Below are 14,427 nucleotides of genomic sequence, written 5' to 3'. Positions count from 1 at the left end.
CGAACCGGGCGCGACAGAAGGGGGTTGCGGGGATGAGGTTGTCCCCACCCCCGTCGCGCACGTCTTTCAGGCTTACTCAGTTGGCGGTGGTGATGATGGGTGGCTGCGAAGGATATTCGCCATCCATACCGCTGTCGTAGCCCTGCCGCTCCTCCATGCCTTCCGTCATGGACAGCGTGTAACCGCCACCCCCGCCGCCCAGTCCCTGGACGCGGATGCGCAGGAGATCGAGCAGGTCGGCCCGGTCGGCAATTAGACCGAGGTCGATCGGCAGCAGCGCGTTCAGCGTGCCCGAACCGTCATCGTCCTCCGCCACCTGGGCAAAGCCGAGCGGGGTGTCGAAACCGACGGTGACATACGGGTCGATGCTGCCGCCGAAATCGGGATCGCTGCTTTCCACGGCATCCATGCGGATCGTGACGCCGCCGTTGCCGCCGCGGATCGCGGCCTTGGCGGCATCGCTCAACCTATAGTCGACGTAGTTGGGCGTGGCATAGTTCTCATCCATGAACCCGGGGGCGATTTCGCCCGTCGCGTTGCCGCCGATGGCGATCGTTTGCAGCCCGGTCGTTGCCGGCACGTCGCGCCGATCGCGCACGCGCAGCACGTAGTCGCCGGTGCTGGAGCCGTAGCCCTTGGCGGCGATGGTATAGGTGCCCGCATCCGCGAACACGTGGTTGATATAGGAATTGAGGCCGTTCGAATCGTCGTTGGAAACGAGGACCTGGCCGCTGGCATCCTGCAGTTCGAGATAGGGATCGAGCGTCCCGCCCTCGGCCGAAATCAGGGCGATTTCCACCCGGTCGCCCGCCGCGGCCCTGAAGGTGTAGGTGTTGGCCTCGCCGGCGTTCATCGTTCCGCTTTCCCGCGCGCCGTAGGTTACGGCCCGCGTCCGGTGCGGCACGAAGGTTGAGTTGGACAGGCGCAGGTCGAAGGTGCCGCCGTAGGTCTCGCCGTCCTCCACCCAGGTGGAATCGTAGCTGTCGACGGCAATCACGATGTTGCGCCCACGCGCCTCGCCGGGAATGCGCACGCGCGCGTTGAGATTGTCGCCCCCGTCGTCATCCTCGGCCAGCGTCTCCCCGGTGCCGGCATCGGTAACCGTGACGATCGGATCGAGTTCGGAGGTCGTCAGCACGTCGATCTGCATGACCGAATTGGCGGGAACCGAGACGCGGAACTCCGCTGCCGCGCTGTCCACGTTACCCTGGAACACGCGCACGTCGCTGTTCTCCTGGTCGAGGTCGCGCTGCGCTGCCGCACCTGTGGGCACCAGCACGCTGGCCGCTCCGATCAAGAGTGCCGCCCTGTAAAAGCCGAATCGCATAAGAACTCCCCCCCGTCGTTGCGCCTTGTCTGGTACAGGGTGTAACCTTGCTCGGGCACGCTTTCCAGAGGGTAGCTTTGCCCGGACGGGCGTGGAGAAATTCAGGTGTCGCCGACGAGGTGCGCGACGAGCGCCCTTACCTTTTTCTGTCGCCACTGCGGGCGCGGGGCGACCAGCCAGTAGGCCCGGCGGCAGTCCTCGGCATCGCCGAGCGAGACCAGCCGGCCGTCGGCCAGCGCTTCCTCCACCAGCGGCTGCGGCAGCCAGGCACGGCCGATCCCGGCCAGCGCGGAACTGAGCACCTGGCCGGCATTGCCCACGGTCAGCACGACCTGCTCACCCTCGGGCGCTTCGTAGGTTGGCCAGCTGATCCAGCCGGTGCCGGCGCCGGGCGATGCCACGCAGACCTTGCAGCCACCGACCAGCCGCTCGCCCTCCAGCTCGCCCGGACCTTCGACCAGGCGGATCGCGAGGTCGAGGTTGGCCTCGGTAAAGTCCGCGTTCTCGTCGGCGGTCAGCTGGATGGTCACGTCGGGATGCGCGGCGCGAAAGGTGGCGAGGCGCGGGGCCAGCCACTGGGCGTAGAACTCGCGCGGGGCGGCGATGGCATACTTGCTGCTGGCCTGCCCGGCCTGCATCGCCTGCACGCTTTCCTCGAACTGGAGGAACCCGTCGCGCAGCGAATCGAGGCCCGCCTCGGCCTCGTCGGTCAGTTCCAGTCCGCGGCTGGTGCGGCGGAACAGGACCACGCCCAGCACATCCTCCAGCGCGCGGATCTGCTGGCCGACCGCGGCGGGCGTCACCGCCAGCTCGTCCGCCGCGCGGGTGAAGCTCAGGTGCCGGGCGGCGGCATCGAATACGCGCAGGGCGTTCAGGGGCAGGTGCGTGCGCTTCATGGTCGGTCTCGGCTGTCGCCTCTATGGTTTGCCGGGGCCCGCGGCAAGTCGCTTGACCACGAGGGCCACGCGGCACAGACGGGGCGCGAAGGGGAAACCATCCGCATGATCCGCACGCTTGTCGCCACCGTCCTTCTAGCGCTTGCGCCGGCCAGCGCCGCGAGCGCGCAGAGCTTCGTCGAGGGGCGTTTCGATCCCGCCGTGCCCACGCTCGAACAGGTTGCAGGCCACCGCGCCGGAGAGCAGATCACCCGTCCCGAGATGGCGATCGAATATCTGGAGGCCCTGGCGCAGGCCGCGCCCGACCGCATCCGCCTGGTCGAATACGCGCGCAGCTGGGAAGGCCGCCCGCTCGTCTACGCGATCATCGCCAGCCCCGCCAACCTTGCTCGCATCGATACCATCCGCGCCGACATGCAGCGCATCGCCGGTGGCGGGGCGCCGGGGGCGGACAGCCTGCCCGTTACCTGGCTCAGCTACGGCGTGCACGGTGACGAGATCAGCAGCACCGATGCCGCGCTGGCCGTCGCCTATCACCTCGTCGCCGCGCGGGGCGATGCTGCCGCCGACACGATCCTGGACAACAGCGTGGTGATCGTCGATCCCATGCAGAACCCGGACGGGCGCGCGCGCTTTGCCAGCAGCTACTACGCTGCCGAGGGGCTGGCGCCATCGGGTCTGCGGTTCACCGCCGGGCACGACCAGCCCTGGCCGGGTGGCCGGTTCAACCACTACCTGATCGACCTCAACCGCGACTGGTTCGCGATGACCCAGCCGGAAACGCGCGGCAAGATCGCCGCGATCCGCGAATGGCAGCCGGTGGTGCTGGTGGACGCGCACGAGATGGGCGGGGATTCGAGCTATTTCTTCCCGCCCAACGCCGACCCCTTCAATCCCTACGTCACCGCCGAACAGCGCGCCAAGCTGGTGATGCTCGGCCGCGCCAACGGGGCTGCGCTGGATGCGATCGGCCAGCCCTATTACACGCGTGAGAACTTCGACCTGTTCTATCCCGGCTACGGCGACACCTGGCCCACGCTGAACGGCGCGGTGGCGATGACCTTTGAACAAAGCAGCGCGCGCGGGCTGGTATGGGATCGCAGCGACGGCGATACGCTGACCTATGCCGACGGGGTGCGCAACCATTTCACCACCAGCCTGCAGACCGCGCTGACCGTGGCGCGCAATGCCGACACCTTCCTGCGCGATTTCGCCAGCTACCGCCGCACAACGGCGGCGGGCGCGGTGGGCAGCGGGGCCTTTGTCATCGACCTCGCCCAGCGGCGCTGGAACGCCGAGGCGCTGGCGCAGCGGCTGACCGCGCAAGGCATCGCGGTGGGGCGCGTTGCCGGCCCGGCGAGCGCCTGCGGGCAGTCCTATCCGCAAGGCTATCTCTCGGTATCCATGCGCCAGCCGGGCGCGCGGCTGGTGCGCAGCCTGCTCGACGACGATGTCGAATTGCCCGCCGATTTCATCGAACGACAGGAATCGCGCCGGGCCGGCGACCTGCCGCACGAGGTCTACGACACCACCGCCTGGTCGGTCGGCCAGATGAGCGGCCTGGACGTGCGCGAATGCAACGGCGCGGCGGCAGGTTCGCCGGTGCAGGCGGGCGCGGCGATCCCGGCGCTGGCGGAGGCGGCCGGCCCGTTCGGCGCGGTCGTGCCGTGGACCGACAGCGGACAGGTGCAGCTCGTCGCTCGCGCGCTGACGGCTGGCCTGCGCGGCCGGGCCAGCGACCGCGCCTTCAGCGTGGCGGGCCGTGACTATCCGCGCGGCAGCGTCGTGTTCAGCCGCGCGGAGAACGGCGGCGACCTTTCTGCCCTCACCGCCCTGGCCCGTGAGGTCGGGGCCGAAACGGTCGCGCTTGGCGATGGCTGGACGGATGCCGGTCCCAACCTCGGGAGCGACCGCTTCGTGGCCTTGACCGCGCCCACCATCGCCATGCTGTGGGACGACGGCGTGGCCCCCACCAGCGCGGGCGCGACGCGCTACGTGATCGAACGCCGGTTCGGCCTGCCCGTCGCGCCGATCCGCAGCGGCACGCTGGCGCAGGCGGACTTGCGCGGCGTCGACGTGCTGATCGTGCCCGACAGCTACACCCTGCCCGCCCCGGCGCGCGCGGCAGTGGCCCGCTTCGTGCAGGGCGGCGGCGTGCTGGTGGCCTATGGCGATTCGCTGGCCGCCTTTGCCAGCGGCGACAACGCGCTGTTCGCGACGAACAACGAGACCGTGCTGGGCGGCGAGCCTTCCGGCGAAGAAGAGGACGACGAGGGCGACACGGCTCCCGGCACCGCGATCGAGAGCGACGCCGATTACCGCGCGGCAATCCTCGATACCGGACGCCGCCCGGATACCCTGCCCGGCGCGCTGCTCAACACCGTGGTCGATGCCGAAAGCTTCCTTGCCGCCGGATACGATGGCGCCGCCCCCACCGTCTTCGCCGATGGCTCGCTGATCCTCACCCCGCTCACCCTCGGCGACGGGGTGAACGTGGTGCGCTACGCCCCGGCGGACCGGCTGGTGGCAAGCGGCTACGTGTGGGAGGAGAACCGCCGCCAGCTGGCCTACAAGCCCTACATGATCGCGCAACGGACGGGCCGTGGCCTCGCCATCGGCTTCGCCCACGATCCCGCCGTGCGCGGTTACCTCGACGGGCTGGACCTGCTGCTGGCGAACGCGGTGATCGTGGCGCCGGCGCGGGTGCGGTAAACTCCCTCCCCGGCTGGCGCGACTAGCGCGCCTCTTCCGCCGGGGCGGCCAGCGGGAAGAAGGGGATCGCCACGTCGAACAGCGTGCCATCCCCGGCGCGGGCAAAGGTGTAATACCCCTGCATCGCGCCCTGATTGGTGGTGAGCTCGCAGCCCGAGACGTAGTCGTGGGTCTGGCCCGGCTCTAGCAGCGGGGTTTCCCCGACCACCCCTTCCCCGTCCACGACATTCACCGTTCCGCTCGAATCCGTGATGCGCCAGTGGCGGGTGCGCAATTGCACCGCATCATCGCGGTGGTTCTCTATGCGGATGTGATAGACCCAGAACCAGCGGTTCGCGCCGATGCGCGATTGTTCGGGCATGAAGGTCACCGCCACGCGCACCGTCACCCCGTCGGTGATGGCGGTATGCTGGAACAGCGCGGCGATTGCATCGATAGCCATGCCCCCAAGGGTAACGGTTTCGAAGCCTGCCACAAGGGGGATAAAGGCCATGTGCCGGTGGCCGGCGACTTGCCGCGCCCGTGCCTCATGCTATCGCATGACCATGCCGCACCTGACCTTGATCGAGACGTTCCTGGCGGTGCTGGTGGCCATTTTCGCGCTGCCCTATCTGGTCTGGCGGCTGGGGCGCACCGAGTACGTCGCCCCGCTGGTGGTGGTGCAGATCCTGGCCGGCATCCTGCTAGGCCCCGGCGTGCTGGGTGCGGCCCTGCCCGCGCTTCACGCTGCCCTGTTTCCGCCCGACGTGATCACCATGCTGAACGGCATCGCCATGTGGGGGGTGATGCTGTTCGTCTTCGTCGCCGGGCTGGAGCTCGATCTGAAAGCCGCGTGGCGCTGGCGGGGGGAGACGGGCGTTACCGCGGGGCTGGCCTTTGGTACGCCGATGCTGCTGGGCGCGGGGGCGGGCGGCCTGGTGCTGGCGCTGGACGGACGCGCCGCGTGGGTCGGTGCCGAGGGGCAGGACTGGCAGTTCATCGCCGGCGTGGGCATGGCCTGCGCGGTCACTGCCCTCCCCATCCTGGTGCTGTTCCTGGAAAAGCTGGCCATGCTGCGCGATACGCTGGGCCAGCGCGTGCTGCGGTATGCCAGCCTTGATGACATCGCGATCTGGGCCGTGCTGGCGCTGATCCTGCTGGATTGGGAGCGGGTCGGCCGACAGGCGGCCTTCATCGCGCTGCTGGTGCCCGCCGTGCTGCTGGTGCGCTGGGCGATGGCGCGCCTGCCGCAGCGCGACCGCTGGTACGTGGCCCTCGTCTGGCTGGCGCTGCTGGGCCTTGCGGCCGACTGGTCGGGCCTGCATTTCATGGTGGGCGCCTTTATCGCGGGCGCGGTGCTGGATGGCGAATGGTTCGGGCAGGAGCGCGTCGATCGCTTTCGCGATACCGTGCTGCTTGCGCTGATGCCGGTATTCTTCCTCTCGACCGGCCTCAAGACCCAGTGGAGCGCGGGCGGCTGGACGGTGGCGGGCTTTGCCGCGCTGCTGCTGGCGGCCTCGGTCGCCGGCAAGCTCGGCGGCGTGGCGCTGGCGGGCCGCTTTCTGCGCTGGCGGCAGGGCGAGGCGTGGCTGATCGGCTGGCTGTTGCAGACCAAGGCGCTGATCATGATCATCTTTGCCAACGTGCTGTTGGACAAGCAGATCATCACGCCCGCCAGCTTCACCGCCCTGCTGCTGTGCGCGGTGGCCAGCACGATGCTGACGGTGCCGTTTGCCACGCCCGCCCTGCGGCGATTGCGGGCGAGCGACGGAGCGACCTAGTCCGCCGGGTTGTGCCGGGCGAGAAAGGCCACCACCGCGTCGTAATAGGCCTGTTCGTGAACCGGATCGGCGAAGCCGTGCCCGGTATCCTCCAGGCTCAGCGTCTCGATCTCCACACCGGCACGATTGGCGCGGCCGACCATCAGCTCGTACTGAGTGTAGGGGACGGTGCGGTCATCTTCGCCGTGCACCAGCAGCACGGGGCGCGTCAGCCGGGCGACCTGCACCGCGGGCGAGACATCGTCGAGATCGAAGTTGGTCTGGTCGCCGTCCACCCTGTCCCACCACCTGCCGCGATTGCGGCCGAACAGGTAGTTGCGGTTGTCGTGCAGCTGCCGCTCGAAATGGGTGACGCCGGCGAAGCTGACGGCGCAGCGGTAGATTTCCGGGTTGCGGATCGCGCCCCACAGCGCAGCGAACCCGCCATAGCTCCCGCCCAGGATGCACACCCGTTGCGGATCGACGATGCCCTGCGCCACGAGGTGCGCCACCGCGTCGTCAAGGTCGTCCTGCATGGCCCGCCCGATCTGTCCGTTGCCGAGCAGTTCGAACGCCTCGCCATAGCCGCCGGAGCCGCGATAGTTGGGCTGAATCACAGCATACCCGCGATTGGCGAGAAGCTGCACCATGTCGTCGTAGTCGTCGGTATCGCGAATGCCGTAAGGCCCGCCGTGGGGATGCACGATCAGCGGCAGGCCGCGCGGTTCGCGTCCGCGCGGCAGGGTGAGGTAGCCATGGATCGAGGTGCCGTCGCGGGCGGCGTACCGCACGGGCCTGGGGGTAGCCAGAACCTGCGCATCCACCTGCGGTCGCATCTCCGCGAACAGCTGCAGGTGCCGATCCTCCGGCGCAAAGACATACAGCGCGCCGGGATCGGCGGGGCCGGCCTGCGACACCAGCAACGTCTCCCGGTTCGCGCTCATGTCGAGAATGGTCACATCGCTGCCCGAAAGCGCCTGCGACAGCTGCTGCTGCCAGCGGCGCAACTCCGGATCGATCCACTCGCGGCGGAAGCTGTCACCCGAATAGCCCACGGAGATCGGCTGCCCGTCAGTGCCGAATTGCACGGAGGTCACATCCTCGTCGGGGGAACTGTAGACGACGCGCACGGGCCGCCCGCTGGCGAAATCGTACTCCATCAGCGCCTGCCGGTCGCCCCCCTCGGGCACGCCAAAGGTGTAGCCGATGTCGGATCCGGCGCGCAGGCCGTGAAAATCCCAGAACTCGAAGGCGTCCTCGTCGTCTATGCGGGTGCGCGCGATTTCGCGCCATGGCTGGTCGGGCGCACTACGATAGAGCGCCTCATACCGGCCGCGTCCATGATACCTGATGGCCATGCGAAGAACGCCGGTCTCGTCGGCAATCCAGTGGAACACGCGGTCCATGCTGGACTGGACGCGAACAGGCTCGGGCAAATCCTGGCCTGCGGGCGGGAGGTCGAACCGCCAGACATCGGGATACGCGCCATAGGCCCGGGAAATGGAGGCGAGCACATAGCCGCCATCCTCGTCGTAATGGACCACGTCGTCGCCATCGAAACTCATGTTCGGCAGCACCAGCGGCTGCAGCCGGCGCGATCCCAGTTCGAAACTGAGAAGACGGCTGAAATGGTATTCCTCGCGAATATCCTGGACGGTCATGGAGACCAGGATCCGGTCGTTGCCGACCCAGCGGAACCAGTTGAGATCGTCGGGTTCGCCCAGCGAGGCCCCGTCGACCAACTCGAGCGTCCCCGCATTGTAGATACTGATATAAACGTGTTCGTCACGCAGCACCGTGAAGGCGACCAGCGAACCGTCAGGCGACAGTTGGGCGCGCGAAAGCTGGGACTGTGAGGCAAAGGCGGACGTGTCGATGGCAGGGGGAACGGGGGTATCGGCCCAATCGTGGGCGGCGGCAACCGCCTGGGCAGAGTCCTGGTCCTGCGCCCTAGCCCGGTCGGTCAGCCCGCCCGTCATCGCCAGCGCGGCCACCGCGCCAAACACCCACCCGTTCTGCATCAGCCCCTCCCCCTTGAGGGAAGAAGTCTAGCGCAAACATGACGATAGGCAAGCGGGCGCGGCTAGAGCCCGATTCTGCCCAGCGCCCGGTCCAGATCGTCGATCAGGTCGCGCGGATCCTCCAGCCCGACGTTCAGCCGCAGCATCCCGTCTTCGATCCCCGCCTCGGCGCGGCCTTGTGCACCCATGTTGTAATGCGTGGTGCTGGCCGGGTGGCACAGCAGCGACTTGGAATCGCCGATGTTGTTGGAAATGTCGATCAACTCCAGCGCGTTGCATAGCGCCATGGCCTGGCTCTGACCTCCCGGCGCGAAGAAGGCGAAGATCGGCCCCGCTGCGCTCATCTGCCGCTGGCACAGGTCGTGCTGCGGATGGCTCGGCAGGCCGGGGTGGAGGACGCGCAAGCCCCGCTCTTCCAGGAAGCGGGCCACCTGCAAGGCGGCGGCGCTTTGGGCGGGCGCGCGCAGGGGCAGCGTCTCCAGCCCCTTCATCACCACCCAGGCATTGAACGGCGCGCAGATGGGCCCGGTGTTGCGCTGGAAGGGACTGAGCACTTCCTCGATCCACTGTTGGCTGGCGCAGACCGCGCCCGCCATCACCCGGCCCTGCCCGTCCATCAGCTTGGTGGCCGAATAGGCAACCACGTCCGCGCCGAAATCCATCGGGCGTTGCAGGACCGGCGTGGCGAAGGCGTTGTCGACCACCGTGGTGATGCCGCGGTTGCGGGCAAGGCCGCAGACGAATTCCAGATCGACGAGATCCATCGTCGGGTTGGCCGGGGTCTCGAAGAAGAACGCCTTGGTCTCGGACCGGATCGCGGCCTCCCACGCGGCATTGTCCGTCCCGTCGATGGCGGTGTGGGTAATGCCGAAGCGATTGAGCACATTGTCGAGGATCCAGCGGCACGAGCCGAAGGCGGCGCGGCCCGCCACCACGTGATCGCCCGCGCTCAGCATGGCCAGCAGCGCGCTCGTCATCGCCGCCATGCCGCTCGCCTGCACCAGGCACGCCTCGGCCCCCTCCATCGCGGCGATGCGCTGTTGCAGCATCTCCACCGTGGGGTTCTTGAAGCGCGAATACTGCATTCCGCTCGCCTCGCCGGCGAACCGCGCGGCGACTTCCTCGGCGCTGTCGTAGGTGAAGCCGCTCGTCAGGTAGAGCGCCTCGCTCGTCTCGCCGTGTTCGGAGCGGTGGGTGCCCGCGCGCACGGCCTGGGTGGCGGGGCGCCAGGTGCGGGTAATCTCGGGATCGGTGCCGGTGGTCTTTTTCATCGTGCGCCCGCTGCTACGGGGACGGGGCGCGTTTGCCAATTGCCCTTGGCCGCCCGCACCGATAACGCTGCCCCTGCATGAGCCTGCCGCCCGAGCATCCCCGCGATCCGTTTGCCCTCAACCTGGTCGTAGCGGCAGCGTTCTTCGCGCTCGCCTGCGTGCGCCTGACCGTGCCCTCCACCCCGTTCTTCGACGAGGTGCATTACCTGCCCGCCGCGCGCGCGGTGCTGGACCTGGGGCTGGCGACCAACCTGGAGCATCCGCCGCTGGCCAAGCAGATCATTGCCCTCGGGATGACGGTGCTGGGCGACGGACCGCTGGGCTGGCGCTTCATGAGCGTGATTTTCGGCACCCTGGCGCTGTTCGCCGCCATGCGCGCGGCGTGGTTTTCCAGCTGCACGCGGGCCGCCAGCCTGCTGACCGGCCTGTTCGTCGGCGCCAACTTCCTGCTGTTCGTCCACGCCCGCATCGCCATGCTCGACGTGTTCATGGTTGCCTTCGTGATGGTGGCGCTGTGGATGTTCGCCGGCGCCGTGCGCGAGAACGAGACCGGGCGCTGGCGGCTGGCCATCTGCGGCGTGGCCCTGGGCTGCGCGATGGCGAGCAAATGGAACGCCATTCCCATCGCGGTGCTGCCGGGCCTCGTTTTCTTTTTCGGACGTTTGGCGGCTGGCCGGCGGCGCCTGTGGGCGTCGCGGCGCGGCTGGCCGGTGGCGGGGATGCCTTTGTGGGAGGCGGGCCTGTGGCTGGGCCTGGTGCCGCTGCTGACCTATGCCCTGACGTTCTGGCCCTTCCTCAACTGGGACCTGCCGGTGACCGATGTGGATGGCCTTATCTCGCTCCACCGCGAGATGCTGGCGCTGCAGACCCAGGTGCCCGAGCCGCATCCCTACCAGAGCAACTGGTGGCAATGGGTCGCGAACCAAAGGGCCATCTGGTATCTTTACGAGCCCATCGACGGCGCCCAGCGCGGGGTGATGCTGATCGGCAACCCGGTGACCATGTGGTTCGGGCTGATCGCGATGGGCTGGTGCGCATGGGCGGGCTGGCGGGAGCGACGCAAGGATCTGCTGGCGCTGGTCGTGCTCTACGCCGCAAGCCTGCTGCTGTGGGTCGTCGCGCCCAAGGCGGTGCAGTTCTACTTCCATTATTTCCTCGCCGGCATGTTCGTCTCCGGCGCGCTGGCGCTGGCGGTGGAGCGGCTGTGGCAGCGCGGCGAGCGGCTGGTGCCCTGGGCGCTCACGCTGGGGGCGCTGGGATTTTTCGCCTACTGGTTCCCGATCCTCACTGCCGCGCCGCTGGAGAACGACCAGTCGTTCCTGATGTGGGCGTGGACGGCGGGGTGGCGGTGACCCAGCCACGCCGAACCAAGCGGCTCCCTCCGCTCATCCTGAGCCTGTCGACCCGCGACGAGGCATTTGCCGCCGAGCGGCGCATAAAGGGCTGGAGCAGGGCGAAGAAAGAAGCTTTGATCGCTGGCGATTGGGATGAGATCAGTCGTCTGGCGCGCAACCGTCAGGGCGAGCCGAACTTTGTCCGGCATCCTTCGACAAGCTCAGGATGAGCGGAGGGGGGCCGATGACGGCCCTACCGAAACCGCCCCCACACGAACTTGCTTGACAGCGCGTAATTCCACACGCTGGCGATCACCACTCCCACCAGCGCCGCCAGCCACCACGTCACGCCCTGATCGTTCAGCACGGTCGCCACGGCGACGTTTGCGAACGCCCCGACCGAGCAGGCCCCGCAGAACTTCAGCCAGCCCCAGAAGAACCCGTCCGCTCCCGTCAGCTTCTTGTCGCGGTAGGTCAGCAGGTTGTTCAGCCAGAAGTTGAAGGTCATCGCCACCATGGTGGCAATCGCCTGCGCCCACCCGAAGCCGATGCTCTCGGGCCAGTAGATGCTGGCGAGCACGGCCATGTGGACGAGGACGCCAAGCCCGCCGACGAGGCCGAACAATACGAAGCGCGTGGGCACCCAGCGGCCGAAATAGCGCTCCGCCAGACCGGCGACGAAATCGAGGACCACCCCGTGGTCGAGCTTGCTTTCCCCGGCGAGGCGTTCGGCGAATTTCAACGGGAATTCCTTCACTCTGAGGCGCGGCTCGGCGGTAGCGAGGATGTCGAGCATGATCTTGAAGCCTATGCCCGAAAGGTTGACGGCCTGTTGCCGCAGCTGCTCGGTCCGCAGCAGGAAGAAGCCGCTCATGGCGTCGGTCAGTTCGGTGCCGGTCAGCTTGCGGGCGAGAGCATTGGCCACGCGGCTGCCCTGCTCGCGGCCCTTGCTGGACAGGCCGTCGGCATTGCCGCCCACGGCAAAGCGACTGGCATAGGCGAGTTCGTAGTCGCCCGATTTCACCGCGGCGAGCATGTCGCCCAGCAGCGCGGGGTCGTGCTGGTGGTCGGCATCCATCACCGCGACGAACGGCGCGGCGGTGGCGCACATGCCCTCGATCGCAGCGCTGGCGAGGCCACGGCGGCCGATGCGCTGGATCACGCGAATGCGCGGGTCGGTGCGGCCGATCCGGCGCGCTTCCTCGGCGGTGCCGTCGTGCGAATTGTCGTCGACGAAGACCGCTTCCCAGCCGGTGGGCCCCAGCGCCGCTTCCAGCCGCGCCACCATCGGCGCGATGTTGGCGCGCTCGTTGAGCGTCGGGAGGACGACGGCGAGTTCGAGCTCGCGGGTGGCGGCATCGGCGGCGGCGGAAAGTTCGGTGTGGCTCATGTCCATGCCCGCGGGTTAGCGCGAAATGTTAACCATGTGGTTTACGTGAGCGATCAAAGCCGCGCCAGCACCGCATCGCCGATTTCGCGCGTGCCCGCGGTGCCGCCAAGATCATCGCCGCGTACGCCATCGGCCAGCGTCTGCGAAACGGCGCGCTCCACGCGGGCGGCATCCTCCTCCCGGCCCAGCGAATGGCGCAGCATCATGGCCAGGCTGAGGATCATGGCCATGGGATTGGCGCTACCCTGCCCGGCGATGTCGGGCGCGCTGCCGTGAATGGGTTCGTAAAGGCCGAAGGTGCCGAAGGCGGTCTGCCGCTCCCCCAGTGCCGCGCTGGCGAGCAGGCCGATGGAGCCGACGCACATGCTCGCCTGGTCGGACAGGATGTCGCCGAACAGGTTGCCGGTCACCACCACGTCGAACTGGCCCGGATCGCGCACCAGCTGCATGGCGGCATTGTCGACATACATGTGGCTGAGTGTGACGTCCGGGTAGTCGGCGTGGGTCTCGATGACGACGTCCCGCCATAACTGGCTGGTTTCGAGGACGTTCGCCTTGTCGACGCTGCACAGCCTGCCCGACCGTCCCCCCCTCGCTCTACCTTGGGCGGCGCGAAAGGCGACGTGGGCGATGCGGCGCACCTCGTCCTCGGCATAGGACATGAAATCGAACCCCTGCCGCCGCCCGTCGTCCAGCGTGCGCTGCGCCTTTTCGCCGAAATAGACGTCGCCGTTCAGTTCGCGCACGATCAGCAGATCTATTTCGCCCGCGATTTCAGGACGAAGCGCAGAGAGGCTTTCAAGGCCTTTAAACATCCTGGCGGGGCGCAGGTTGGCGAACAGGCCGAGCGCCGAACGCAGGCCGAGGATCGCCTGCTCGGGCCGCAGGTGCCGTTCCAGGCCGTCGCACGCGGGATCGCCTACCGCGCCGAACAGCACGCCGTCGGCCGCGCGGGCCATGGCGAGCGTTTCCTGCGGCAACGGGTGGCCGTGCCGGCGATAGGCCGCGCCGCCGACATCGCCCTCGAAGACCACGAGCCCGGGCAGGTCGAGCGCGGCCAGCACGGCCCGCGCCTCGGCCATGATTTCCGGTCCGATGCCGTCCCCGGCGAAAAGCGCGATCTTCATGTCAGGCGATCCGTCCCAGCAAGTCCCTCAACCGAATGCGCGCGGCCATAACATCGCCGCGCCGGTCGGCAAGCAGGTAGTGATCGAGCGGGGGCCCAAGCGCATCCATCGCCTCCAGCACCTGCAAGAGGTCGCCCTGCGGCCGCCCACCGGCCCCGCCGTAACCAAGCTCGCGCAGCAGCAGCGCCTCGTAGCCCACCAATGCACTGGCCCACCCGCGCGCACTCGGCGCATGGCAGATCGCCTCCAGCGTGCCGGACAGCGCATCGTAGAGCGAGGGATAGGGCTGGCGTTCGGGAAGGGCCGTGGCGGAAAGCGCGCAGACCCATCCGATCGCGGCGGCGGCCAGCGGTTCGCCCAACCACGGGCCGCGGCTGGCGACGAGTTCCACCCTGACGAAAGGCAACTGGCTGTCGGACCGGGCCGACAGTTGCAGATCCACCGCGTTGCCGGGGATCATCACCGGGCGCAGCACCCGGCCGCGCCCGCCTGCGACGTAGCCGGCCACCAGGCCGTATTCACTGGTCAGGAACCGCGCGACGACCGCCGTCTCCCCATGTTGGCGGGCAGCAAGCAGCAGGGCTGGAGCGCGAACGTGCATCGTTGCAGC

General features: G+C 68.3%; 12 protein-coding genes. 4 read left to right on the top strand and 8 right to left on the bottom strand.

Annotation, left to right across the window (positions count from 1 at the left end; all coding sequences use genetic code 11):
• Positions 1 to 76: 76 nt before the first annotated feature.
• Positions 77 to 1,327 (bottom strand): PPC domain-containing protein, encoded by a 1,251-nt coding sequence (locus GRI62_RS03660; protein WP_131452056.1) that lies wholly within the window; start codon positions 1,325 to 1,327, stop codon positions 77 to 79.
• 101 nt (positions 1,328 to 1,428) lie between these two features.
• Positions 1,429 to 2,223 (bottom strand): LysR substrate-binding domain-containing protein, encoded by a 795-nt coding sequence (locus tag GRI62_RS03655; RefSeq protein ID WP_131452055.1) that lies wholly within the window; start codon positions 2,221 to 2,223, stop codon positions 1,429 to 1,431.
• A gap of 105 nt (positions 2,224 to 2,328) precedes the next feature.
• Between GRI62_RS03655 and GRI62_RS03650 the strand changes: the two genes are divergently transcribed.
• Positions 2,329 to 4,935 (top strand): M14 family zinc carboxypeptidase, encoded by a 2,607-nt coding sequence (locus GRI62_RS03650; protein WP_131452054.1) that lies wholly within the window; start codon positions 2,329 to 2,331, stop codon positions 4,933 to 4,935.
• Positions 4,936 to 4,957: 22 nt separating this feature from the next.
• Here the strand turns inward: GRI62_RS03650 and apaG are convergent, their stop codons facing one another.
• The gene (gene apaG, locus GRI62_RS03645) at positions 4,958 to 5,362 is read right to left on the bottom strand and encodes a Co2+/Mg2+ efflux protein ApaG (protein ID WP_131453747.1); all 405 of its coding nucleotides are present in this window, start codon (positions 5,360 to 5,362) and stop codon (positions 4,958 to 4,960) included.
• A gap of 118 nt (positions 5,363 to 5,480) precedes the next feature.
• Between apaG and GRI62_RS03640 the strand changes: the two genes are divergently transcribed.
• Positions 5,481 to 6,695 carry a cation:proton antiporter gene (locus GRI62_RS03640; RefSeq protein WP_131453746.1) on the top strand — a complete coding sequence of 405 codons (1,215 nt, stop codon included), beginning with the start codon at positions 5,481 to 5,483 and terminating at the stop codon, positions 6,693 to 6,695.
• Here the strand turns inward: GRI62_RS03640 and GRI62_RS03635 are convergent.
• Entirely contained in the window at positions 6,692 to 8,695 is a 2,004-nt protein-coding gene (locus tag GRI62_RS03635) for an alpha/beta hydrolase family protein (RefSeq protein WP_131452053.1), read from the bottom strand. The genes GRI62_RS03640 and GRI62_RS03635 overlap by 4 nt on opposite strands.
• A gap of 62 nt (positions 8,696 to 8,757) precedes the next feature.
• The gene (locus tag GRI62_RS03630) at positions 8,758 to 9,966 is read right to left on the bottom strand and encodes a trans-sulfuration enzyme family protein (protein ID WP_131452052.1); all 1,209 of its coding nucleotides are present in this window, start codon (positions 9,964 to 9,966) and stop codon (positions 8,758 to 8,760) included.
• Positions 9,967 to 10,043: 77 nt separating this feature from the next.
• On the opposite strand from GRI62_RS03630, the gene GRI62_RS03625 reads away from it, so the two are divergent.
• Both GRI62_RS03625 and GRI62_RS03620 read left to right on the top strand, forming a co-directional pair.
• Positions 10,044 to 11,318, top strand: a complete 1,275-nt coding sequence (locus GRI62_RS03625) for a glycosyltransferase family 39 protein (RefSeq protein WP_131452051.1) — start codon at positions 10,044 to 10,046, stop codon at positions 11,316 to 11,318.
• Positions 11,315 to 11,530, top strand: coding sequence for a hypothetical protein (locus tag GRI62_RS03620; RefSeq protein ID WP_199800083.1), 216 nt, complete (start codon positions 11,315 to 11,317; stop codon positions 11,528 to 11,530). Before GRI62_RS03625 ends, GRI62_RS03620 begins: the two co-directional genes overlap by 4 nt.
• A gap of 23 nt (positions 11,531 to 11,553) precedes the next feature.
• On the opposite strand, the gene GRI62_RS03615 is transcribed toward GRI62_RS03620, so the two are convergent.
• From GRI62_RS03615 to recO, 3 genes are read right to left on the bottom strand one after another with little or no spacing between them, the layout of a single operon-like run.
• The gene (locus tag GRI62_RS03615; RefSeq protein WP_131452050.1) at positions 11,554 to 12,696 is read right to left on the bottom strand and encodes a glycosyltransferase family 2 protein; all 1,143 of its coding nucleotides are present in this window, start codon (positions 12,694 to 12,696) and stop codon (positions 11,554 to 11,556) included.
• A 47-nt stretch (positions 12,697 to 12,743) separates the two neighbouring features.
• Complete coding sequence (gene leuB / locus GRI62_RS03610) at positions 12,744 to 13,817, bottom strand: 3-isopropylmalate dehydrogenase (RefSeq protein WP_131452049.1); 1,074 nt, start codon at positions 13,815 to 13,817, stop codon at positions 12,744 to 12,746.
• A gap of 1 nt (position 13,818) precedes the next feature.
• The gene (recO, locus tag GRI62_RS03605) at positions 13,819 to 14,418 is read right to left on the bottom strand and encodes a DNA repair protein RecO (RefSeq protein WP_131452048.1); all 600 of its coding nucleotides are present in this window, start codon (positions 14,416 to 14,418) and stop codon (positions 13,819 to 13,821) included.
• Between the last annotated feature and the right edge of the window lie 9 nt (positions 14,419 to 14,427).

It is taken from the genome of Aurantiacibacter arachoides (assembly GCF_009827335.1).
GTDB classification, from domain to species: domain Bacteria; phylum Pseudomonadota; class Alphaproteobacteria; order Sphingomonadales; family Sphingomonadaceae; genus Alteraurantiacibacter; species Alteraurantiacibacter arachoides.
Note: the sequence above shows the minus strand (reverse complement) of the source record. Positions and strands in the feature narration are given on the sequence as shown.

Bases quoted from the DNA above. Each gene is read 5' to 3' on its own strand.
- GRI62_RS03660 (WP_131452056.1), bottom strand. From the start codon at position 1,327: ATGCGATTCGGCTTTTACAGGGCGGCACTCTTGATCGGAGCGGCCAGC.
- GRI62_RS03655 (WP_131452055.1), bottom strand. From the start codon at position 2,223: ATGAAGCGCACGCACCTGCCCCTGAACGCCCTGCGCGTATTCGATGCC.
- GRI62_RS03650 (WP_131452054.1), top strand. From the start codon at position 2,329: ATGATCCGCACGCTTGTCGCCACCGTCCTTCTAGCGCTTGCGCCGGCC.
- GRI62_RS03640 (WP_131453746.1), top strand. From the start codon at position 5,481: ATGCCGCACCTGACCTTGATCGAGACGTTCCTGGCGGTGCTGGTGGCC.
- GRI62_RS03635 (WP_131452053.1), bottom strand. From the start codon at position 8,695: ATGCAGAACGGGTGGGTGTTTGGCGCGGTGGCCGCGCTGGCGATGACG.
- GRI62_RS03630 (WP_131452052.1), bottom strand. From the start codon at position 9,966: ATGAAAAAGACCACCGGCACCGATCCCGAGATTACCCGCACCTGGCGC.
- GRI62_RS03625 (WP_131452051.1), top strand. From the start codon at position 10,044: ATGAGCCTGCCGCCCGAGCATCCCCGCGATCCGTTTGCCCTCAACCTG.
- GRI62_RS03615 (WP_131452050.1), bottom strand. From the start codon at position 12,696: ATGGACATGAGCCACACCGAACTTTCCGCCGCCGCCGATGCCGCCACC.
- leuB (WP_131452049.1), bottom strand. From the start codon at position 13,817: ATGAAGATCGCGCTTTTCGCCGGGGACGGCATCGGACCGGAAATCATG.
- recO (WP_131452048.1), bottom strand. From the start codon at position 14,418: ATGCACGTTCGCGCTCCAGCCCTGCTGCTTGCTGCCCGCCAACATGGG.